At 64.8% G+C, this 22807-nt stretch carries 19 protein-coding genes, 2 pseudogenes and 1 riboswitch; of the genes and pseudogenes, 13 read left to right on the forward strand and 8 right to left on the reverse strand.

Features of this window, described 5'->3' with window-relative positions; translation table 11 throughout:
* Positions 1-2: 2 nt before the first annotated feature.
* Both ACFOSU_RS07625 and btuB read right to left on the reverse strand, forming a co-directional pair.
* On the reverse strand, positions 3-581 hold the full coding sequence (locus tag ACFOSU_RS07625; RefSeq protein ID WP_380688093.1) for a hypothetical protein: 579 nt from the start codon (positions 579-581) through the stop codon (positions 3-5).
* Positions 582-593: 12 nt separating this feature from the next.
* On the reverse strand, positions 594-2474 hold the full coding sequence (gene btuB / locus ACFOSU_RS07630) for a TonB-dependent vitamin B12 receptor (RefSeq protein WP_380688095.1): 1881 nt from the start codon (positions 2472-2474) through the stop codon (positions 594-596).
* A 176-nt stretch (positions 2475-2650) separates the two neighbouring features.
* Positions 2651-2947: riboswitch (cobalamin riboswitch) on the reverse strand.
* A gap of 170 nt (positions 2948-3117) precedes the next feature.
* Between btuB and ACFOSU_RS07635 the strand changes: the two are divergent.
* The 3 genes and pseudogenes from ACFOSU_RS07635 to metH all read left to right on the forward strand — a co-directional run.
* Positions 3118-4140 (forward strand): annotated as a pseudogene (locus tag ACFOSU_RS07635) (homocysteine S-methyltransferase family protein); the annotation flags it as partial.
* A 68-nt stretch (positions 4141-4208) separates the two neighbouring features.
* Positions 4209-4583 (forward strand): GxxExxY protein, encoded by a 375-nt coding sequence (locus tag ACFOSU_RS07640; protein WP_380688099.1) that lies wholly within the window; start codon positions 4209-4211, stop codon positions 4581-4583.
* A 55-nt stretch (positions 4584-4638) separates the two neighbouring features.
* Positions 4639-7350, forward strand: a pseudogene (gene metH, locus ACFOSU_RS07645) (methionine synthase); the annotation flags it as partial.
* A gap of 67 nt (positions 7351-7417) precedes the next feature.
* Here metH and ACFOSU_RS07650 read toward each other — a convergent pair.
* The gene (locus ACFOSU_RS07650; protein WP_380688102.1) at positions 7418-8185 is read right to left on the reverse strand and encodes an HAD-IIA family hydrolase; all 768 of its coding nucleotides are present in this window, start codon (positions 8183-8185) and stop codon (positions 7418-7420) included.
* Positions 8186-8307: 122 nt separating this feature from the next.
* The gene (locus tag ACFOSU_RS07655; protein WP_380688104.1) at positions 8308-9255 is read right to left on the reverse strand and encodes a ketopantoate reductase family protein; all 948 of its coding nucleotides are present in this window, start codon (positions 9253-9255) and stop codon (positions 8308-8310) included.
* 94 nt (positions 9256-9349) lie between these two features.
* Between ACFOSU_RS07655 and ACFOSU_RS07660 the strand changes: the two genes are divergently transcribed.
* The 6 genes from ACFOSU_RS07660 (at position 9350) to ACFOSU_RS07685 (ending at position 13420) form a co-directional block, all read left to right on the forward strand.
* Entirely contained in the window at positions 9350-9889 is a 540-nt protein-coding gene (locus ACFOSU_RS07660) for a MarR family winged helix-turn-helix transcriptional regulator (RefSeq protein ID WP_380688106.1), read from the forward strand.
* Positions 9890-10263: 374 nt separating this feature from the next.
* A complete protein-coding gene (locus ACFOSU_RS07665) occupies positions 10264-10668 on the forward strand; it encodes a DUF4332 domain-containing protein (RefSeq protein ID WP_380688108.1) in 405 nt (134 codons plus the stop codon).
* Between the two features lie 223 nt (positions 10669-10891).
* Entirely contained in the window at positions 10892-11662 is a 771-nt protein-coding gene (gene tam / locus ACFOSU_RS07670) for a trans-aconitate 2-methyltransferase (protein WP_380688109.1), read from the forward strand.
* A gap of 21 nt (positions 11663-11683) precedes the next feature.
* Positions 11684-12310 (forward strand): hypothetical protein, encoded by a 627-nt coding sequence (locus ACFOSU_RS07675; RefSeq protein ID WP_380688111.1) that lies wholly within the window; start codon positions 11684-11686, stop codon positions 12308-12310.
* A 145-nt stretch (positions 12311-12455) separates the two neighbouring features.
* The gene (locus ACFOSU_RS07680) at positions 12456-12881 is read left to right on the forward strand and encodes a VOC family protein (protein ID WP_380688113.1); all 426 of its coding nucleotides are present in this window, start codon (positions 12456-12458) and stop codon (positions 12879-12881) included.
* A 56-nt stretch (positions 12882-12937) separates the two neighbouring features.
* Positions 12938-13420, forward strand: coding sequence for a GNAT family N-acetyltransferase (locus tag ACFOSU_RS07685; RefSeq protein WP_380688115.1), 483 nt, complete (start codon positions 12938-12940; stop codon positions 13418-13420).
* 61 nt (positions 13421-13481) lie between these two features.
* Here ACFOSU_RS07685 and ACFOSU_RS07690 read toward each other — a convergent pair whose 3' ends face one another.
* Positions 13482-14276 (reverse strand): AraC family transcriptional regulator, encoded by a 795-nt coding sequence (locus tag ACFOSU_RS07690; RefSeq protein WP_380688117.1) that lies wholly within the window; start codon positions 14274-14276, stop codon positions 13482-13484.
* Between the two features lie 136 nt (positions 14277-14412).
* Here ACFOSU_RS07690 and ACFOSU_RS07695 point away from each other — a divergent pair, with 136 nt between their 5' ends.
* Complete coding sequence (locus ACFOSU_RS07695; RefSeq protein ID WP_380688119.1) at positions 14413-15462, forward strand: MBL fold metallo-hydrolase; 1050 nt, start codon at positions 14413-14415, stop codon at positions 15460-15462.
* Positions 15463-15513: 51 nt separating this feature from the next.
* On the opposite strand, the gene ACFOSU_RS07700 is transcribed toward ACFOSU_RS07695, so the two are convergent.
* Together ACFOSU_RS07700 and ACFOSU_RS07705 are read right to left on the reverse strand one after the other, a co-directional pair.
* Positions 15514-16815: an MATE family efflux transporter gene (locus tag ACFOSU_RS07700; RefSeq protein WP_380688121.1), complete on the reverse strand. Its 1302-nt coding sequence runs from the start codon at positions 16813-16815 to the stop codon at positions 15514-15516.
* 212 nt (positions 16816-17027) lie between these two features.
* Positions 17028-17351, reverse strand: coding sequence for a ribbon-helix-helix domain-containing protein (locus ACFOSU_RS07705; RefSeq protein WP_380688123.1), 324 nt, complete (start codon positions 17349-17351; stop codon positions 17028-17030).
* A 190-nt stretch (positions 17352-17541) separates the two neighbouring features.
* Here ACFOSU_RS07705 and ACFOSU_RS07710 point away from each other — a divergent pair, with 190 nt between their 5' ends.
* Both ACFOSU_RS07710 and ACFOSU_RS07715 read left to right on the forward strand, forming a co-directional pair.
* Positions 17542-18111: a tat (twin-arginine translocation) pathway signal sequence gene (locus ACFOSU_RS07710; RefSeq protein WP_380688125.1), complete on the forward strand. Its 570-nt coding sequence runs from the start codon at positions 17542-17544 to the stop codon at positions 18109-18111.
* Between the two features lie 11 nt (positions 18112-18122).
* On the forward strand, positions 18123-19709 hold the full coding sequence (locus ACFOSU_RS07715) for a GMC family oxidoreductase (protein ID WP_380688127.1): 1587 nt from the start codon (positions 18123-18125) through the stop codon (positions 19707-19709).
* Positions 19710-19877: 168 nt separating this feature from the next.
* Here ACFOSU_RS07715 and ACFOSU_RS07720 read toward each other — a convergent pair whose 3' ends face one another.
* Positions 19878-20069, reverse strand: a complete 192-nt coding sequence (locus ACFOSU_RS07720) for a hypothetical protein (RefSeq protein WP_380688129.1) — start codon at positions 20067-20069, stop codon at positions 19878-19880.
* 62 nt (positions 20070-20131) lie between these two features.
* Between ACFOSU_RS07720 and ACFOSU_RS07725 the strand changes: the two genes are divergently transcribed.
* Positions 20132-22744, forward strand: a complete 2613-nt coding sequence (locus ACFOSU_RS07725) for a beta-galactosidase (protein WP_380688131.1) — start codon at positions 20132-20134, stop codon at positions 22742-22744.
* Positions 22745-22807 lie beyond the last annotated feature (63 nt).

The following is a 22807-nucleotide window of genomic DNA, read 5'->3' on the forward strand; positions in this document are numbered from 1 at the left end:
GCTCAGGAGGAGGCCGCGTCGGAGGCGGCACCACTGCGCGCGGTCACCACGCCGACATGAATCAGCGCGCCTGCGCCGATCCAGAACAAGAGAGTGGCCAGATAAGCCGGGAAATACTGGGCTTCGCGTGCCATGAACTCGCCTAGGCTGGGCTGGGCGAAACGCTCGGACAGCCAGTAGAAGCCGCCACTGGCGAACGCTTCACAGGCTATGGCAGCGATCAACGCGCTGGCGACCAGCGGCAGTAGCGTGCGCATGGCAAAACGATGCTGACCGGCATACCAGCGGCCGGCGGCCCAGAGACAGCCGTAGGCGGGAATGAGCATGCCGTAGGCGGGGGTGAAGCAATAGGCGCTCACACCACTCCACCCCAGCGCCATCGCGTCGAGTACGAACGCCAGCAGCAGCAGGGCGGGCAGCGCCAGCGCCGACGTCAGATACACGCCGGCGGCGAAGAACACCGCCCAGGAACCGCTGTGCAGCAGTTCGGTGCCCGGCACGCCGGGGCTGCGCGTGAGGATCATGAACAGCGCGAGTGCGGCGGCGATCAGGCTCTGCTGTTTGATGGTCAACGACTGCATGGGGTGTCTCGCTTACGGCTGATAGCGCAGCGTGAGGTATACGCTGCGACCGGGCTGATTATAAAAGGCCACGGTTTCGTAGTCTTCATCGAACAGGTTACTCAGTCGCACCTGCGCTAGCCAGTCGGGCGCGAACTCGACGCCGCCGCGCAGGTCGACGAGCTGATAGCTGTCCAGCCGGCGGGTGTTGGCCAGATCGTCATAACGCGAGCCGGCCGCGAACAGGCTCGCCCCCGCGCTGAACGCACCGAGGGCGCGATCCACGTCCAGCTGTGCGCTGTAGCCCGGCCGGCGCGGCAGGTCGTTGCCCCGGTTGGGGCCGTCCGCCCGGTTCTCTGCGTCCAGCCAGTTGGCGTTGGCGCTGATCGTCCAGGCGCCAAGCTGGGTGGCGATATCACCCTCCACGCCGCGCAGGCGGGTTTCGCTGATGTTCTGCGGGGTGAACACCGCATCCAGGGCCACCAGATCGTCGACCCGGGTTTCATAGGCGTGCAGCGACCACTGGCCCCAGTCGGGTGTGGCCTGCAGACCCAGTTCGTAGCTCTTCGACTCTTCCGGATCGAGATCCGGGTTGGACGACGGCGCGAATCCGGGGAAGCTCGGATAATAGAGCTCGTTGAAGGTCGGCGCCTTGAAGGCGGTGCCGAAGGACGCGGTCGCGGTATAGACATCGCTGAGATCGAAGCCGTAGGTGGCCGACCCCGTGGCGTGCTCGCCGAACTGCTCGTTGTCGTCGCCCCGGGCGGCGAACTGGACATGATGACGGCCGTAGTCGCCAAGATACTGGCCGAACACGCCCTTGTTGTCGCGCTTGGTCTGCTCGAACACGAGCGAACTGGCGACTTCCTCGCGGCGGTAATCGAGCCCGAGCACCACCGTGTTGTGCGCGTCGAGCACGATATCGTTCTGCAGGCTCACCGTATCGCGCACGGTCTCGAAATCGCTGGCGAAGGTGCCGTTAAGCGTATCGTCGGTGCTGTCGCGGCTACGTCCCAGCTCCAGCGTCGTGGTCCACGGGTCGGCCAGCCGGCCGGCCAGCGATACGCCGTAGACTTCCTGGATGATATCGGACTGGTTGGCGGTGGTGCCGTCGTATTCGTTGTCGGCGTCCGCACGCAGGTAATGGCCGTTTACCGTAAGGCCGTTGTCGAAGCGATAGCCGCCATTGAACGAGCCGGCCGCCCGTGCATAGCCGTCTTCGTCGGCCTGGTCGGCAAAACAACCCGCGCCGCCGCCGGGCGCGCCGAACGGCCGTCCGCTGCAGGAGTCGAAGCCGTCCGTGTTCTCGCCGGAAATGCTCAGGTTATAGTGGCCGCGTTCGGTGCGTCCGGACACGCCGGCCTGGCCGTCGTAGCTGTGGTAAGTGCCCGCCCCGGCGCTGAAATAAGGCTGCGGGCCACTGCCGGCCACATTGGAGCCGTCACGGGTGAAGATCTGGATGACGCCGCCGATCGCATCCGATCCGTACAGCGACGATCTGGGGCCGCGCACGATCTCGATACGCTCGATCTGGCCCACCGGCAGATCCTGGATCGCCGGAATGCCGCTGGTCGCGGAGCCGTAGCGCACACCGTCGACCAGCACCAGCACGTGATCGGACTCGGTGCCGCGCATGAAGATCGAGGTCAGCTTGCCGGGTCCGCCGCTGCTGGCAACATCGATGCCAGGCGCGCGCGCCAGCAGCTCGGTGACCGAACGCGCCTGGGTGCGTTCGATCTGCTCGCGGGTGATGACGGTGGTGGCGGCCAGCGTGTTGCTGCGCGCCAGCGGCGTCCGGGTGGCCGTGACCACGATGCCGTCCAGGCCCTGCGGCGAAGCCGCATCGATAGGCGCCGCATGCAGGCCGAAAGACGCGCTCGATAGCAGCGCACCGGTAAAAACAAAGAACTTCATTGGTTTTTCTCGAGCAACAGCGCACTCACCCGTGCGCCCGACATGATGTCGAAGCCCGGACCGCGGATAACGAAGACAAGAAAAACCGGCGGGATCACGCGGACAGCACGCGCGGTGAACACAACTCGCCCACCATCGATTCCCCCAACCCGTCGTTCATCGCCCGCCGCGACACCAGACCTCCCCTACCTCAGGCCGGTCTCCGGACTCACGAGTGACTTGCGTCGCGTGACTGCGCCTTCCCGGATCGAAAACCCTCGTTCCCGAATCCAGTGACTCCATGCAGTCACGCCGCAGACCACGCCGATAATCCCTCTCGAGGATTCATCACGCGTGATCCCGACTCGCCTACCGTTGCGGGGGCAGCGCCGGCCTGGCCGAAATCGCGAGACTTCGACGCACCGGCTTCCCGTTTAATCCGGCAACCCGACATCAAAGTCAGCTCGCAGGACACCTGTGGCAAGGCAAGCGTAGATAGGCCACATCACTGCGTCAACTGCGCCGCGCAAGGGCCATGAGCCGCCCGGCCACCGTATTGGGACACGCTGGACACGGTGATGCCAGACGCCATAACGCATCGCCGTTTTCTGCCTATCCGGATAAGCGGATACAATAGTGGGCTGATTTTGCCGGGTGACTCGCGATGACCGACCTGATAACCGCGCTGGGCGACCGTATTCTGGTGCTCGACGGCGCCATGGGCACGATGATCCAGAACCACGACCCGGACGAGGCCGAGTACCGCGGCGCGCGCTTCGCCGACTGGGATTCGGATCTCAAGGGCAACAACGACCTGCTCACCCTGTCCAATCCGGACTTGATCCGCGAGATCACCGCTCAGTACGCGGCCGCCGGTTCGGACATCCTCACCACCAACACCTTCTCCGCGACCACCATCGCCCAGGCGGACTACGGCATGGAGGATCTGGCCGACGAGATGAACCGCGCCGCGGCCGCCGTCGCGCGCGACGTGGCCAAGGAATACGCGACCGCCGACAAGCCGCGCTTCGTGGCCGGCGTGATCGGGCCGACCAACCGCACCGCCTCGATCTCGCCAGACGTCAACGATCCCGGCAAGCGCAACACCAGCTTCGAGGAACTGGCCGCCGCCTACGGCGCCTCGGCCGCCGCGCTGCTCGACGGCGGCGTGGACATCATTTTGTTGGAAACCATCTTCGACACGCTCAACGCCAAGGCGGGCATCTATGCCGTGCGCAAGCTCATGCGCGAGCGCGGCGTGGATATCCCGTTGATGATCTCCGGCACGATCACCGACGCCTCGGGGCGCACGCTGTCCGGCCAGACCACCGAGGCGTTCTACAACTCGATCGCCCATGCCAAAGCGCTCACGGTCGGCCTGAACTGCGCGCTCGGCCCCGATCTGCTGCGTGAATACGTCGCCGAGATATCGCGAATTGCGCCCTGCTATACGCACGCCTATCCCAACGCCGGCCTGCCCAACGAATTCGGCGAGTACGATCTCACGCCGGACGAAATGGCCGAGCATATCGGCGAATGGGCTGAATCGGGCCTGCTCAACATGGCCGGCGGCTGCTGCGGCTCCACGCCCGAACATATCGCCGCGATCGCCGAGGCCGTAGCCGGCAAGGCCCCGCGCAAGCGCCCCGAGATCAAGCGCGCCATGCGCCTGTCGGGGCTAGAGCCGTTTACCGCGTCGGCCTGAACACAGGCAATTTATCCGCAGATGAACGCAGATAGACACAGATTTGAAGAATGGATGAAAGAGACCCGGAGAGTTACCGAATCATCGGCGCTGCGATAGAAGTCCATCAAACGCTGGGAACCGGATTTCTGGAGCTCGTTTATCAGCAGGCGCTGGCATTCGAATTTGGCGAGCGCGACATTCCTTTTGTTCGGGAACGCGGCCTTGAAATCGAATACAAGGGGCAGCTTCTCGACTGTCGTTATCGCGCTGACTTCATCTGTTTCGAAAGCGTCATCGTGGAGATCAAAGCAATCAATCATCTGACCACTCGCGACGATGCCCAGGTACTGAAACTATCTCAGAGCAACGCGTTTCAATCGCGCGCTCATACTCAACTTCGGACAGACACGGCTCCAGCATCGCCGTCTCGTACGCTCACATGAACAGCATCGCTCTTCATCTGCGTAAATCTGCGTCCATCTGCGGATAACTTTTCCTATGACCTCAACAGCCAACTTCATCAACATCGGCGAACGCACCAACGTCACCGGCAGCGCCAAGTTCCGTCGTCTGATCAAGGATGAGCAGTACGACAAGGCACTGGCGGTGGCCCGCGACCAGGTCGACAACGGCGCCCAGATCATCGACGTGAACATGGACGAGGGCATGCTCGACTCGGTCGCTGCGATGCGCCAGTTCCTCAACCTGATCGCCGGCGAGCCCGACATCGCCCGCGTGCCGGTGATGGTGGATTCCTCCAAATGGGAAGTCATCGAAGCCGGGCTGCAATGTATTCAGGGCAAGGGGATGGTGAACTCCATCTCCATGAAGGAAGGCGTCGAGAAGTTCCTGGAACAGGCCCAGGCCTGTCTGGACTACGGCGCGGCCGTGGTGGTCATGGCCTTCGACGAAGACGGCCAGGCCGATACCGAGGATCGCAAGGTCGAGATCGCCGAGCGCGCCTACAAGCTGTTGATCGAAAAGCTCGACTTCCCGCCCGAAGACATCATCTTCGATCTCAATATCTTCGCCATCGCCACCGGCATCGAGGAACACAACAACTACGGCGTGGACTTCATCAACGCGATCAGGCGCGTGAAGGAAGTCTGCCCGCACGCGCATTTTTCCGGCGGGCTGTCGAACGTGTCCTTCTCCTTCCGCGGTAACGAAGGCGTACGCCGGGCGATGCACTCGGTGTTTCTCTACCACGCCATTCCTGCCGGGCTGGACATGGCGATCGTCAACGCCGGCCAGCTCGAGATCTACGACGATATTCCCGAACAGCTGCGCGAGGCCTGCGAAGACGTCGTGCTGAACCGGCGCGCAGATGCCACCGAGCGCCTGCTGGATCTGGCCGAGCAGTATCGCGGCGACGGCAAGGCGAAAGAGAACAAGCAGGATCTCGCCTGGCGCGAATTCGAGGTCAACAAGCGCCTCGAGCACGCGCTGGTCAAGGGCATCGACACCTACGCCGTCGAGGACACCGAAGAAGCGCGCCTGGCGGCCGACAAGCCGCTGCATGTCATCGAAGGCCCGCTCATGGACGGCATGAACGTGGTGGGCGATCTGTTCGGCGCCGGCAAGATGTTCCTGCCGCAGGTGGTCAAGTCCGCGCGCGTGATGAAGAAGGCCGTGGCCCATCTGCTGCCCTACATCGAGGAAGAGAAGGAAGACGCCGACAAGGGCCAGTCCAACGGCAAGATCATCATGGCCACGGTCAAGGGTGACGTGCACGACATCGGCAAGAACATCGTCGGCGTGGTGCTCCAGTGCAACAACTTCGAGGTCATCGATCTCGGCGTGATGGTGCCGCTACAGAAGATCCTCGACACCGCGGAGCAGGAAAACGCCGACGTGATCGGCCTGTCCGGGCTGATCACGCCGTCGCTCGATGAAATGGTCAACGTCGCTGCCGAAATGCAGCGCCGCGGGATGACCACGCCGCTGCTGATCGGTGGCGCGACCACCTCGCGGGCGCATACCGCGGTCAAGATCGACCCCGTGTATGACGGTGCGGTGATGTGGGTCAAGGACGCCAGCCGCTCGGTGCCGGTGGCCGCACGCATGACCGGCAAGGACAGCCGCGAAAAGCTCACCGCCGAGCTCAAGGAAGAATACGCCCAGGTACGCGAACGCCATGCCTCCAAGCGCAAGGAAAAATTCCTGACCCTGGAGGATGCCCGCGCGAACCGTGTCGAGCTCGACTGGGCCAGCTACCAGCCGCCGCGCCCGGCGCTGCCGCAGACCACGACATACGCCGAGCGTCAGGCGCCGCCGTATGCGCCCGAAGGCGACGGCACCGAATCCGCGCTCTATGTCCTCAATGATTTCCCGATCGAGGAACTGATTCCGTTAATCGACTGGACGCCTTTCTTCCAATCCTGGGAAATGCGCGGCCGCTATCCGGACATCCTCAACGATCCGATCAAGGGGCCCGAGGCGAAGAAGCTGTTCAACGACGCCCAGGCCATGCTCAAGCGGATCGTCGACGACAAATGGCTGACCGCGAACGCGGTGGCCGGCCTGTTCCCGGCGCAAACCGTGGGCGACGATATCCACGTGTTGAGCGACGATCGCAGCGAGACGGTCAACGTTATCCACAATCTTCGCCAGCAGAGCGAACACCGCAAGGGCGTGCCCAACCGCAGCCTGGCCGACTTCGTCGCACCGGCGGATGCCGACAAACAGGACTGGGTCGGCGCCTTTGCGGTAACCGCCGGCATCGGCGCCAAGGAGCGCGTCGAGGCGTTCAAGGCCGAGCACGACGACTACAACGCCATCCTGGTGGAAGCACTCGCCGACCGGCTGGCCGAAGCCTTCGCCGAATGGCTGCACAAGCATGTACGCACCGAGCTCTGGGGCCACAGCCCGGACGAATCACTCGATAACGCCGCGCTCATCGGCGAGAAATACACCGGTATCCGGCCGGCGCCCGGCTATCCGGCCTGCCCGGAGCACACTGGCAAGGACACGATCTGGGAATTGCTCCACGTGGAACAAAACACCGGCATCGAGCTGACCGACTCCAAGGCGATGTGGCCGGGCGCGGCCGTGTCGGGCTGGTATTTCAGCCATCCCGAATCGCGCTACTTCGTGCTCGGCCGCGTCGCCCGCGATCAGGTCGAGGACTACGCCAAGCGCAAGGGCTGGGACGTGGCTACCGCCGAACGCTGGATCGGGCCGAATCTCGGCTACGAGCCGGAACGTTAGCTTGTCGCAGACCCGACCCGCTAGGTCCTATGACTCCGGGGCTGCCAGCGCTTGGCGGTTCATGCCGTCAGTCGAGCAGATCGGCGACCGAGTCCAGCACTTCGCGCGGACGAAACGGAAAGCGCTCGATATCCGCGCGCGTCGCGATGCCGCTGAGCACGAGGATCGTGTGCAGGCCGGCCTCGATGCCGGCGACCACGTCGGTGTCCATGCGATCGCCGATCATGCCGGTGCGCTCGGAGTGCGCGCCGAGCTTGTTCATGGCCGAGCGGAACATCATCGGATTGGGCTTACCAACCACATAGGGCTCGCGCTTGGTGGCGCTGGTGATGAGCGCCGCCACCGCGCCGGTGGCGGGTAGCGGCCCTTCCGGGCTCGGGCCGGTGACGTCCGGGTTGGTGACGATGAAGCGCGCGCCGGCGTCGATCAGGCGAATCGCCCGCGTGATCGCCTCGAAGGAATAGGAGCGCGTCTCCCCCAGAATGACGAAATCCGGGGACGTGTCGGTCATCACGAAGCCGGCCTCGTGCATGGCGGTGGTGATGCCGGCCTCGCCGATCACGAACGCGGAGCCGCCGGGCGCCTGATCCTTGAGAAAAGTCGCGGTCGCCAGCGCCGACGTCCACAGCTGATCTTCGGGCACATCAATGCCGCTGCGCGCCAGGCGCGCGCTCAGATCGCGCGGGGTATAGATGGAGTTGTTGGTCAGCACCAGAAAGCGCTTGCCCTGCGCACGCCACTGATCCAGCAGTTCGGCCGCGCCGGGCACGGCCTTGTGCTCGTGCACAAGCACGCCGTCCATGTCGGTCAGCCAGCAATCGATTTCCCGTTCCAAGACAGTGCTCCGTTGACGATCCTCACAGGCGTCAGCCTAACGGGTCGGGTGCCCGGTTGTCCGCCCAACGGCAGGAACACAGCCCGCAAAGCCCGCGGCCAGAGCCGGCCGCTCGTCGTGGATCAGCTGTCGGCCGTGTTTGTGCTGTCCTCGGCCCGACGTCGGCGCTCGTAGATCGCCAGCTGCATGAACGCGGCCGACAATCGCGGCACGGTCAGGCCCGCGGCGGCCGCCCTGGCGACGAGATCACCCAGAATATGCTCCGCCTCGACCGGATCGCCCGCGCACAGATCGCGGTACATGGAAGACGTTCTGTTCGAGCCCCTCTCGGTCAGCAAGCGTGTCGTGGTCGCCAGAAACGCTTCGCCGGGCGGGATGCCGACCACGCGCACCACGCTCACCACTTCGTCGAGAAACGCGTGAATGAAATCGAGGCCGCCGGGCGCGGCCACGACCTCGCCGACGGTCGCCCGCATAAGACTGTTGACGCCGCCCAGAGTCGCCAGCAGAACCCATTTCTCCCACATGTCGCGTTCGATGGTCGATGACAGGCGCGCGTCAAAACCGGCATCGCGCATGACGCCATCGAGGCGCGCGATACGCACCGAGGGTCGGCCGGATAACTCACCATAGCTCAGCCGCTGGAGTTCGCCGTCCTGGATAACCCGACCCTGGGCGTCGACGGATGCGGCGACCATGCACACGCAGCCCACGAGTTTGTCGCCACCAAAACGCGCTCGAAGCACGCCCATATGTTTCATGCCGTTAAGCACCGGCAGGATCACGGTGTCCGGGCCGACCGCCGGAGCGACGTCTTCGAGCGCCTGGGCGAGCGAATACGCCTTTACCGTCAACAGAATCACGTCATACGGGCCGCGGATGTCCCCGGCGCACAGAAGCTGCGGCGTGAGGGTAATGTCGCCATGCGGGCTCACGATCTCCAGACCGCGAGCGCGCAGCTGTTGCGCGCGGCCGGGCCGCACGAGGAAGGTGACATCACGGCCGGCCTGCAGTAGCCGGCCGCCGAAATAACCGCCGGTCGAACCGGCGCCCACGACAAGAATGCGCACTCCACTGCCTTATATGCATATGCCAATATTGCAGTATCTAGTTGTATATGCATATTTTGTCAACAAGAGACCGCCCGTCCAGGAGAACGATCTGATGAGCTCGCCGACAGGAAAAAACGCAGAGCGCGTACCGGACGCGTCGTCGCGGTCGGCAAGCGAGGACGCTCAGCCCGCGCCGAGCCCTTGCAACGGCCACGCCCTGCGCCGGGCCTCGCGCCGCGTGTCCCAGCTCTATGACGCCGTGATCGCACCCTGCGGTCTGCGCTCGACGCAGCGGTCGATGCTGGCCCAGATCTCTCGCCTCGATGCCCCAACGATGGGTGAACTCGCCCGTGCCCTGGTGCTGGATCGCTCGGCGCTGGCACACAACATCAAACCGCTTGAGCGCGATGGCTATCTCACGATCACGCCGGACCCGCAGGACAAGCGCACCCGCCGCGTGTCGCTTACAGCGCGCGGCGAAGCCAAGCTCGAGCAATCGATTGCGCTCTGGGAAGATGCGCAACAGCGTTTTGAATCGGTCTTCGGGGCCACGCAGGCACAAGAGCTGCGACGTACACTCGCGCTGATTTCGTCGAGCCGTTTTGTCGAAGCATTCGAGCAGGCCGAGCCCGACGACTACAGCGGCGACTGAGCCCGCGCCTGGTATCACGCCCACCGACACGGCGGGCGTCTTGCCGGGCACGCGCGTCGCCTGAGCAGCATCGCAGTCGCGGCGACGCGCCTTTTGCGTTCATGCGCAGGTATCGGGCCGAACACGGCTTCAGCGGAGCTTTCTGTCCTCAAGCCGGCCGCGTCGCACCATCGGATCTGGAGCAAAGGCTGATGCGCCAAGGGCTCGCATGCTGTCGCCGCCACGCCGATCGGGCGTAGCACGGACGGACAAAAGATACAGCAGTGCTTGACATACAAGCGTCTTGAAGCTCAGATAACCTTCGGCATTGATGCCATGCGATCGCTATCGCATTGCAGTGGTCGGGGACACAAGAACAACGAAAGGACAGCACAATGGCGAAACTCAGCGAAATCGAAGGTATCGGCGCAGCATCCGTCGAAAAGCTAGCGGCCTGTGGTTGCAAGAACCAGGCGCAGTTGCTGGATATGTGCGGCAAGGCGGCCGGGCGAAAGAAGCTTGCCGCTGATAGCGGCATCAGCCCCAAGCTGATTCTCAAGTGGACCAATCGTGCCGACCTCGCGCGAGTGAAGGGCATCGGCGAGGAATATGCCGACCTGCTCGAGGCCTCGGGCGTCGATTCGGTGCCCGAGTTGGCCCAGCGCAAACCCGAAAATCTGCACGCCAAGATGGTCGAGGTGAACGAGGCCAAGAAGCTGGTACGCGGGCTGCCCGGTCTAGGCCAGGTCGAGAAATGGGTCGCCGCTGCCAAGGACATGCCGCGCGCGGTTCATCACTAGACCGATTCGGCCGCGAACAAAAACGCGCCCGGCACGGCTTGCCTCCAACCCGGGCAGTTAGCGGGCCTGTCACCGACATATCAGTCATCCAGCGGCCTCGCGGCCGGCCGGCGATATGCTGTGCGTATTCGAGGCGCGATTACGACAGAAAAACACGACACCTCGCGCGCCGCATTCGCTTGCGCTGCGTCCTATACTGTCGGCCCACCCGCCGGAGAACCCGATGAGCTGGTCGGCTGCGCAATACCGCCGTTTCGAAGACGAACGCAACCGTCCGATCGGCGATCTGCTGGCACGTGTAGCCGAGCGCGACGTGACGCGCGTCGCCGATCTGGGCTGCGGACCCGGCAACTCCACCGAACTGCTGCAGGGCCGTTTTCCACAAGCGAGCGTGACCGCCATCGACAGCTCGCCCGACATGATCGCCGCGGCCCGCCGGCGCCTGCCGGACGTCGCCTTCGAGCTCGGCGATATCGCAACCTGGGCCGATACCGGCCCCTTCGATCTGATCCTGTCCAACGCAGCGCTGCACTGGGTGCCGGACCATGCCGTCCTGCTGCCGCGCTTGATCGACAGTCTCGCGCCCGGCGGCCAACTCGCCGTACAGATGCCGCACAATCTCGACGCGCCGACCCATCGCCTGATGCGCGAGCTCGCTGCACAAGCCCCGTGGGCCGAGGCGCTCGCCGGTGCCGCCGACACACGCGCGCCGCAGCATGACGCCGCCTGGTATTACCGCACACTGCGCCCGCTGACCACGCGGCTCGATATCTGGCTCACGGTTTATCACCATCCACTGGCCGACGGACTGGACGGTATCGTGGAATGGTTCAAGGGCAGCGCCCTGCGGCCGTTTTTGGACCGGCTCGACGCACGGCAAGCCGAGCTTTTCCTGGCCCGCTATCGCAGTGCGCTCGAGTCAACCTATACGCCGTTCCCGGACGGCAGCCTGCTGCTGCCGTTTCCACGGCTGTTCATTGTCGCCACGCGCTAGTGGCGCGCCGGAGGAGTGTCCATGAACGCTATTCCTGATCGGTCAGCCGCCGTCTTGTTCGTAGCGCTCACGGCCGCTGCCGCCGGCTGTATGCCAGCGCAGCGGCCTGTCGAGACGACGCCGTCGAATGACGCGTCGTACGCGAACGCGGCCTATGGCGTGACCCTGCGCTATCCGGCCGACCTCACCGCCAGTCGAGGTTTCTCCAGCGACTATCTGCTCGCCCAGCGATGGAATCCCGACGCGCCCGCCGACCAGGCGGGCCAGGCATTGCTATCGCTGACGCTGCCCGAATCCAACCATCTGCTCGACGCGCGGCTGCGCCTTGGCGCGAGCCAAAGCGCACAGGCCGTCAGTGACTGTGTCCGGGCGACGGCCGCGAAGGCAGCCAATGCAAACCAGCCGATACCGGTGACCGTCGGCGGCGAGCCGTTCCAGCGCGTGGACAGCGGCGATGCGGCCATGAGCCATTTCCTGTCGCGGCACAGCTATCGCGGCGTCGTCCACGGACGCTGCTACGCAATCGATCTCGTGGTCAGCGGCGTGCGCCCGGAAGTCTATCCGGACAATCCGACGCCGCCGATGACCCAAGACGCAGCCTTCCAGCGGCTTGCCGCCTTGCTCGACGGCCTGTCGTTTTCGCAGTAGTGGCGCCGCGGGTGCCATTCATCCGCGGCCGCCGCCAGGCTCCCTCGCCCCAGGCGCGGTGGCACAGTGACCCGTATTCGGCGTTTCCCATCATCGGTCTTATCGCTCACAATCGGGCTCATTGATCTTCGACACAGGCGTTGCGATGGCACTGTCCCCCTTTCATCTGGCGATCCCCGTTCACGACCTGCCGGCCGCGCGTCGTTTCTACGGCGAGACCTTCGGGCTCAGCGAAGGCCGATCCAGCGCGCAGTGGGTCGATTTCGACTTTTATGGCCATCAACTGGTCATCCACGAGCATCCGAAGACCCCGGCCCAGGATCATGCTCATACCAACCCGGTAGACGGCCACGACGTACCGATCCCGCATTTCGGCATCGTACTGGAATGGGCCGAATGGGAAGCCCTGGCCGAGCGGCTGCGCGCCCGCGATACCGATTTCGTGATCGAACCCTATGTCCGCTTCAAGGGCGAACCCGGTGAACAGGCCACCATGTTCCTGCTCGACCCCTGTGGCAACGCGCTCGAGTTCAAGGCCTTTGCCGACCGCGGCCAGCTGTTCGCCAAATAGAACGGACCCGCACGCGCCAGTCGCGCCACCCATCGATTTGCTAGTCAAAGTCTGTCATGTCCGATTTCAATATCCGCCCGGCGGTACCCGCCGACGTGCCGCTGATCCTGCGACTCATCCGGGAGCTGGCCGAATACGAAAAAGCGGCCGACGAGGTGATCGCCACCGAGGCGACGCTGGCGCATTCGTTGTTCCATGCGGGCGCTAACGCGGCCGCCGTGATCTGCGAGCGGGACGGCCAGCCGATCGGCTTTGCACTGTATTTCTTCAGCTATTCGACATGGCTGGCGAAACAGGGCCTGTATCTCGAAGACCTTTACGTCACGCCGTCCGCACGCGGTAGCGGCGCGGGCAAGGCACTGCTCAAGTATCTGGCGGGCCTCGCCGTGGAACGCGATTGCGGTCGCTTCGAATGGGCGGTTCTGAACTGGAACACGCCGGCAATCGATTTCTACGAAGCCGCCGGCGCGCGGCCGCAGTCGGAGTGGACCACCTATCGCCTGACCGGCGACGCCTTGACCGCCTTCGCCGGCAGCTGACGATGGCGGCCTGACGGCCCGGCCCGTCGCGCGCCAAGCAAGCCTGCACCGGCGATCGCAATCACTCTCGCAGGCGCGCCAGACTCAGTGAGGGCGGCGCGCCGAAAGTGCGGCGAAAATCGTGGTTGAAATGGGACTGGTCGGAAAAACCCGCGACATGCGCTGCCGCCGTGAAATTGGCGCCGGCCACGATCGCTTCGATCGCCACCCGCATTCTTGCCCATGCACGATAGCGGCGGAACGGCACGCCGACCTGGCCGCTAAAAAGATGCTGAAAACGGGAAACAGATAAGCCGGCGTCGGCCGCGAGCCGTGCTATCGGCAGCGACGCCTCCGTGACCCGCGCCAGGGTCGCCACGCTGGCGGCGATCCGCGTATCCATGCGCGCCGGCGCACGAATACTGGAAAAACACAGCAGATCGTCCAGCAGCAGCCCGGCCGACGCCACGCCCGTACGGCCCTCCCAGAGTTCGCGTATCGGCGCGTATTCCCCGCCAGCACTGGTCAAAACACCGTTGATTTCATGCCGATGTCGCAGCAACGGCAGCAGGGCATGAACGCCGTCGATCGACGGTTCGATATACAAGCCCGCGACCGGGTTGCCGTGCACCTGCAGTTCATGCGCCACGCCGGCAGGAATCACCGCCGACCGACAGGATTGCCAGCTGCCACCCGCGATGCGCAGTTCGAAACGGTCGTGCATACCGGTCAGAAAAATCGGCGCGCCGTGCTGATGCATATCGTTTTGCCACAGCGGGGCGATGAACAGCATCCGCCCGGCATCCAGATGCCACAGCGCATCGGCGCTCTTGCGCTGGCCGGCAGCAGGTTCGTACAAGTCACGGGAGGCATTCATCGGCCAATCTCCAACCCATGCGCCCGCGCTGAGCGATGCGCAGCACCGGTAACCCGGCCAACAGAAGCCGGGCAAGTGTGCGACTCAAGACGATAGCAGCTGCCACGCACTGTGCGTCCACGAAAGGAGAGAGCCGATGTTCAAAACCCGCCCCGACATCACGCGCCGCCGTATTCTCGGTGCCGGCGCCGCCGTTCTCGCGTTGCCTGCCATCGGCCGGCAGCTCGTACGCCCGGCGCAGGCGGCCGCGCCGGCGCTCGGCCCGGCACGCCCCACCCATTACCGCTTCCAGCTCGGCGACTTCGAGGTGACCACGCTTCTCGACGCCGGCGCGATGCTCGACGGGCCCTGGCCCGTGGTGGGCGAAGATCAGCCGGCCGAGAAGGTACAACAGTTGATGCACGCCAATCTGCTGCCGAAGACGCGATTCCAGCCCGGTTTCACCCCGGCGCTGGTGAACACCGGCAAGGAACTTATTCTGTTCGATACCGGCAATGGCGCGGATGGTTTCGTGCCGCCACCCGACGGCGGCTGGCTGGCGCGTATGCTCGCCCCCGCCGGCTACAGCCCCGAGCAGATCGATGTCGTCGTGCTCACCCACGGCCATGTCGATCATATCGGCGGCATGCTTCAGGACGGCCGGGCCGCATTCCCGAACGCGCGCTATGTCATGGGCGCAAAGGAGTTCGAGTTCTGGGCCGCGACCGAAGACCGGCTGCGTAAGCCCGAGGGGGATATCGAGAACCTGTCGGCGCGCCTATTCGCCACCCATGTCGCCCCCTTCGCCGAGCGGATGCGTTTCATAAAGCCCGGCGACGAAGTCGCCTCCGGCATCCATGCGATCGAAGCCTATGGCCATACCCCCGGCCATCTCGCGTTCCATATCGAGAGCCGGGGCCAGCGCCTGTTGCTCTGGGGCGACTGTGCCCATCACGAAGTCGCCTCGCTTGCCCGGCCCGAATGGCATGCGCTGTTCGATCGCGACAAGGCCCAGGGCGCACGCACACGCGAACGCATCTATGCCATGGCGGCCCACGAACGCATACCGGTGATCGGCTATCACACCTCGTTTCCGTCCGTCGGTTTCGTCGACAAACAGGCGAGCGGCTATCGCTGGATACCAGTCAGCTATCAGCTCGACGTATCGTCAGCCCATAAGAAAGATCCGGCGTCCCGGCCAACGTGAATCCGGCTCCGCGCTACGTCAGTGAACTCGGCCACCACCGATAGCTACGGCTTACGCCCCGGCCACCGCCCAGGCGCCCGATCGGGTACGCAGTACGACCGCGATCATGCGGGTGACCAGGAACAGGGTCAGACCGATCCAGATTCCGGTCAGGCCCCAGCCAAACGCCCAGGACAGCCAGATCAGCGGCAAAAAACCGCCGAGCGCACAGGCCAGGGTCGTGGTACGCAGAAAACGCGTGTCGCCAGCGCCGAGCAGCACGCCGTCGAGCGCGAACACGACGCCGGCGACCGGCTGCTGGACGACGAACAGCCACCAGGCGTGCGGAATCTCGGCGAGCACGGCGGCATCGCTGGTGAAGGCATGCGGCAATACGCCGGCGAGGGCCGCGAACAACGCCGCAAGCAGCACACCGAGCGCAACCGAATAGCGGGTGATCTGCCAGGCCACTACCCGCGCCCGCGCCACCCGTTCCGCGCCCAGCTCGGCGCCGATCAAGGCTTGCGCGGCAATGGCGAGCGAATCCAGAATCAGGGACAGGAACACCCACAGCTGATAGACGATCTGGTGGGCGCCGAGCGCGGCCGTGGACGAGCGCGCCGCCACCGCCGCGGCAGACAGAAAACAGATCTGGAACGACAGGCTGCGCAGGATCAGGTCCCGCCCCAGCGCCATCTGCGCGGTCATGATCCGCCAGCGCGGCCGCACGATCGCCCGCTCACGGCGCAAGGCGAGCAGAAACAGGGTCGCGGCCGTGTACTGGGCAAGCACGTTGGCCATGGCCGAACCCACGAGCCCGAAGCCCAGCGGGTAGACCAATAATGGGCAGGCGATGGCCGACAGCAGATTGCCCGCGAGGATGTAGTAGAGCGGGCGCACCGTGTCCTGGACGCCGCGCATCCAGCCGTTGCCGGCGAGCGTGATCAGTACCGCCGGCGCGCCCAGCAGGGCGATGCGCAGCCAGGTGGCGGCCGCATCGGCCACCGCCGGATCGCCGGCCAGCGCCAGGGCGATCGGATGCGCGAACAGCTCGCCCAGGCCCAGCACGATCAGCCCCACGAAGATCGCCAGCCAGGTCGCCTGCCCGCCTTCGGTCACCGCATCGTCGCGCCGGCCGGCGCCGAACAGGCGGGCGCTGCGTGCGGTGGTGCCGTAGGACAGAAACGTCAGCTGGCTGGTCACCACCGCCAGCATCGTGCCGCCGAGCGCCAGCCCGGCCAGCGGCAAGGCCCCCAGATGTCCGACCACGGCGGTATCCACGAGCACATACAACGGTTCCGCGGCCAGCACGCCGAGCGCGGGCACAGCCAATCGCAGCACGGTGGCTGCGGAAATCGCGGGGGTCGCGCTCATGCGCTGCGGTTATAGCCGACAGCTGTCATCGATGATCCATCGGAAAGGACTGTTCGGCGGCGCAGTGTGCCACAGCGACAGGCCGCGCCCCATGCGTAGGCATTCGGCGAGCGGGGCGGCTTGCCCGCGCGCGCCACAGACCCCGATCGGGCCGGAGCACCTAGCCTACAGCGAAGCCCTGCCCACCGCGCTCCGGCCGTCAGTTCGCAGCGCTATGCCAGCGCGGTTCGTGGCGCCGGCTGCGGGTCGCGATCGGTCATGTCGCCGGCCCGGTCCACCCGCCGGTGCAGATAGATGGCGCAGGACACACGCAGCATCGAGGTGAGATTCCCGACTTCGCCCTGGCAGCTCATGACCTCGTCATAGAGCTTGCTGATGAAACCCGACACCGAATAACCGTCCTCGGCGGCCAACGTTTCGAGTATCTCCCAGAACTCGTTTTCCAGTCGCACACTGGTAACGAACCCCTGCAATCGCACGGAACGCGTCACGCTCTCGTAGCGCTCGGGGTCGACGGATGCGTACATATTGCACATGGCGCGTCCTCCGTTCTTGTTTTGCCGCCGACAGCGATTCACCGCCGGCCATAGTCGAAACTAGCCTGTTCGTCGATTGTGGGCAATGTAGTAATGACCTAATACCACCGCGCGGACAACGCGGGGCTAGTCTGAGTGAACATAATAAAAGGCGGACACGCATTGATCCGCCGCCCGGAGGAAGATCGCCATGTCCGATATCGCCCTATCGCGGCGCCGGTTTCTGGCTGCCAGCGGCAGCGTGCTCGTGGGCACGCTGGCCGCATCCAGCGGCGCCATCGCGCTGCTCGCCCCCAGTCGCAGCTGGGCCGTCGAACTCAAGAGCCTGAGCACGCATCAGAGCAAGACGCTGCTGCAGTTCATACGCTATCTGTACCCACACGACACCCTGGACGACGCGGTCTACGCACTGGTGGTGAAGGATCTGGACGACGGCGCGGCCGCCGAACCGGCGACCCGCAAGCGGCTGGTCGAGGGCGTGGCGCATCTGGACGACGCCACCGATGGCAACTGGCTGGCCGCCGACGACGATGCGCGTTTCGAACAGGTGAAAGCGCTCGAGGGCACGCCGTTCTTCGAGAACGTGCGCGGCACCGCGGTCGTATCGCTCTACAGCAATGAACTCGCCTACGCCCATTTCGGCTATCCCGGACCCCGCGGCGACAGCGGTTATCTGTATCGCGGCTTCAACGATCTCGACTGGCTGCCCGATCCGGCCGATGAAGCCAGCGGCCCGATCCCCAACGCCAAGCGTTCGTGAAGGAGGACATCATGGGACAGTACGACAACAAGAAGACCTTCGCCGCGGACGACGACAGCGTGGTTGTGATCATCGGTTCCGGCGCGGGTGGCGGCACCCTGGCCAACGAACTCGCACAGAAAGACATCGACGTGGTTCTGCTCGAGGCCGGCAAGCTCAACACCCCGGCGGATTTCATCGCCGACGAGTGGCCGTCCTTCAAGCAGCTGGCATGGGCCGATCCGCGCAGTGCATCCGGCCCATGGCAACTGGCCGACGATTTTCCCAATCTGCCCGCCTGGATCTGCAAGACGGTGGGCGGCAGTTCCGTGCACTGGGCCGGCGCCAGCCTGCGATTCCAGGAACACGAGTTCAAGGCGAAAAGCACCTACGGCGATATCGACGGCGCCAGCCTGCTCGACTGGCCGATCACCCTGGCCGACATGGCACCGCACTACGACAAGGCCGAGAAGAAACTCAACGTCACCCGCACCAACGGCCTGCCGGGTCTGCCCGGCAATAACAACTTCAACGTCATGTACGCGGGCGCCCAGAAGCTGGGCTACAAGGAGTGCTCGACCGGGCGCATGGCGATCAACAGCATCAACAAGGATGGCCGTTCCCACTGCATGCAGCGCGGTTTCTGTTTCCAGGGCTGCCGGTTCTCGGCCAAATGGTCGACGCTCTACACCGAGATTCCCGCGGCGCTGGAGACCGGCCACGCCGAGCTGCGCACCCAGACCCACGTGGCTCATATCGAACACGACGATCAGGGCCGCGCCACCGGCGTCGTCTATTTCGACAAGAACGGCAAGCAGCAGCGCCAGAAAGCGCGCGTGGTCGCGGTGGCCGGCAATTCCATAGAAACGCCGCGGCTGTTGCTCAACTCGGCCTCGAGCCAGTTCCCGGACGGCCTGGCCAACGGCTCCGGGCAGGTCGGGCGAAACTATATGCGCCATACCACCGCGTCCGTGTTCGGCAAGTTCGACAAACCGGTGGAAATGTACAAGGGCACGGTGATGGCCGGCATCATCCAGGACGAGGCGCGCCACGACACCAAGCGCGGTTTCGTCGCCGGCTATGAATTCGAGACCATCTCGCTGGGTCTGGCGTTCACCGCGGCCTTTCTCAAGCCCGGCGCCTGGGGCGCCGACTTTGCCAGCGCCATGGACAACTACCGCAACATGGCCGGCATGTGGATCGTGGGCGAGGACATGCCGCAGGAAAAGAACCGCGTCACCCTCAACAACGATCTCAAGGACGAATACGGTCTGCCGGTGGCCGATGTCTGGTACGCCGACCACGCCAACGACACCGCCATGCGCGAACATGCATTCGAGCAGGGTACGAAGCTCTACGAAGCGGTCGGCGCCACGCGCGTCCACCGCACGCCGCCCTATCCGTCCACCCACAACATGGGCACCTGCCGGATGAGCGCAGATGCGGCCGATGGGGTCTGCAACAAGCACGGGCAGACGCACGAGGTGGCCAATCTGTTCATCTCCGACGGCAGCCAGTTCACCACCAGCGCGGCGGAGAATCCCACCCTCACGATCGTGTCGCTGGCGATTCGCCAGGCCGGCTATATCGCCGACCAGATGAACCGGCGGGCGATCTAGATCTAGACGCGCGCTGCGTGGCGGTCCGGGGCCTGTTCGAGCAGGCGCCCGAGCCCCGCCACGCGGCTCGTCCGTCACGACGGCGCATCCGGCAGCCACCAGCACCAACGGGGCAACCGATATCGTCAAAAACGATCGTCCAGGACGCTTCGCGGGCATCGATACACGTCAATCGAGCCTGCGAATCGGCCGGGCGTCGTCGAACGCCCCCATGCCGGCCACAACCGACATAAGATAGGCATTGGACACACTCGGCACGGCGTCACTCATCCCATGAACCGACCGTGAAAGCCGGGCGAGAGCAGCGTTTTCGACCGTTGGCAGATGTAATGTCGCCGGGCGATCGATCCATTCAGCCAAGCCGGGCTCGAGAACAACCAATGAACCGGATGACGGTCGCCATCGCCTGCATGGGTCTTGTTATGACACTGCTTTGCAGCTGTGTCGCAGTGGCCGACGCACCGACGGGTACGCTGCGCCTGCCGGCGTCGACGCTGGATCGCAGCGGCCCGGTGACAGTGGTCTACGATCTGGGTGAACGCTTCAGCGGGCACGCCACGCTGCGCCTTCGCTGGACCGACAGCCTCGGCCGGCGGGTCGCAGACCGGACCCTGTCCGCCGAGCTGACCGATGCGACCCGCATCCCCTTCGATATCGACATGACGCATGCGCTGGCGATGAAGAATCATCTGCGCGTCGACGTTTCGCTGAGCGGCCGCCGAGGTGGCGTCCGCCTGGAGGGCGAACGGGAAAGCGCCGAGGCCGATTTCGTGGCCCGGCCGCCCTTCACCGGCTGGAAGGACTACATCATCATGATGTGGCATCCCTATCCGGCGGACCTACTGCCCGCGCTCAAGCGGCTGGGCATTAACGCGGGCCAATATTCGGGGCGCCTCGAGGCAGCCCCGGATTTCCTGATCGACAACAACGTGCGCTGGTACTCGGAGAGCCTCGTGCCGCGCTTCTACGCCGAATACCATCGCTGGCGGCGCAACCAGCCCAAGGACCTGTCCTTCACCCGCGCCAAACAGGAGTACCAGGAGAACCCCGACAGCCTGGACGCCTTCAAGCGCCACCCCGGTCTCGAGGATCCGGTCTGGCGTCAGCGCGTGCACGACCGCAGCCGGGCCATGGCAAAACGCAACGCGCCTTACCGACCCTACTTCTACAGCCTGTCGGACGAACCCGGCATCGCCGAGCTCGCAGCGCAATGGGATTTCGATTTCTCCGAAAGCTCGCTGGCCGGCATGCGCAGCTGGCTACGCAGCCAGTACCACAGCCTCGCGGCCCTCAACGCCGAATGGGGCATGGATTTCCCGAGCTGGGATCGGGTCATGCCGATGACCACACGCCAGGCGATGACGAAGCAGGACCACAACTTCGCGGCCTGGGCGGACTTCAAGGCCTGGATGGACGTGTCGTTCGCGGGCGCGCTCAAGATGGGCGCGGATGCGGTCCGCGAAGGGGACCCGGACGCGTTCGTGGGTTTCGGCGGCAGCCAGATGCCGGGCTGGGGCGGTTACGACTATGCCCGGCTCACCAAGGCGGTCACCGCCATCGAGATCTACGACATCGGCCGCAGCGTCGATATCGTGCATTCGCTGGATCCATCGATACCGATTCTGGGCACCGGCTTTTCCTCGGGCCGCTGGGAGAAACACCGGGTCTGGCACGAGCTGCTGCATGGCAATCGCGGCCTGATCCTGTGGGATCCGGACCGGCGCTACGTGCAACCGGACGGTCAGCCTACCAAGGCGGGCCTGCGCTCCGGTCGGTACTACAACGAAATTCGCGACGGCACCGGCGCGCTCATCATCAACAGCCCGGTGGTCAACGACCCCATCGCCGTCCACTATTCGCAGCCCAGCCTGCGCACCCAGTGGCTGCTCGAACGCCGCGCCGACAGCGACGGCGACGACACCGCCTGGATGCGCCGCGGCGCCAAGTACGAGCGCACCCACAACCTATTCATGCGGCTGCGTGAATCCTGGGCCAACCTGATCGAGGATCAGGGCCTTCAGCACCGCTTCGTCTCCTATCAGCAGCTGGAACAGGGCGAACTGCGCAAGCGTGGCTATCGCGTGCTCATCCTGCCGCAGTCGAGTTCGCTGTCGCCGGCCGAGGCCACCGCGATCCGCGACTTCGTGACAGCCGGCGGGGTGGCCATCGCCAGCGGCATGCCCGGGACCTATGACGAGCACAGCCGCAAACGCGCAACGTCGGTGCTGAAAGATATGTTCGGGCCGAAACCCGCGCCCGCCGAGCCATCGCCGACAACCGACACCCAGAACCAACCGGCCATGCACGTACGCCGTATCGGCCAGGGCAAGGCGATCCTTCTCGGCATGGATATCGCCAGCTATCTGCAACGCCGGCTCACGGGCGACGAAGCCGCGATGCATCGAACAATCGAGCAGTTGCTGCGCGCCAACGATATCCGCCCGCGCTTCGCGGTCGAAGACGACAACGGCCACGCCGTCGTCGGTATCGATACCCATGTGCTCGCCAATGGGCGCGTACGCATCATCTCGCTACAGTCGAATCCGCAGCTGCGCGTGGACGAGCTCGGCCCGCCCGATTTTCAGTCGAACAAGCGCTTCGAGACGCCGATCAGGGTGCGCCTGCGGCTGCCGACATCAATGTATGTCTACGATATCCGCGCGCGCACCGAGCTGGGTCGCCGGAACGACCTGGCGCTCACCGTCGATCCCTACGAGCCCACGCTGCTCGCGGTGAGCGACACGCCGCTGCCCGGGATGCAGGTCACGGCACCGGCACGAGCCCGGCGCGGATCGATCGTGGAAGTCGGTATGCGGACCGCACCGACCCAGGCCGACGTTAACGTGTTCCACGTGACGGTTCGCAACCCGCAAGGCGAACGCATGCTGGCCTATTCGGGCAATGTCATCGTCCGCGCGGGCGGCGGCCGCAAGCGCATCCCGCTGGCGCTCAACGACCCCACGGGCACTTGGCGCGTCACCGTCCACGACCTGCTCAGCGGACAGACGGTGACCCGCAGGCTGGATGTCGAATAACGCCGGGCCGTCATGCGCGCTTGACGCGCGCCGCGAAAAGCGCATTTCATGGGCATCGAAACA

Source organism: Salinisphaera aquimarina (assembly GCF_042643355.1).
Lineage (GTDB): Bacteria > Pseudomonadota > Gammaproteobacteria > Nevskiales > Salinisphaeraceae > Salinisphaera > Salinisphaera aquimarina.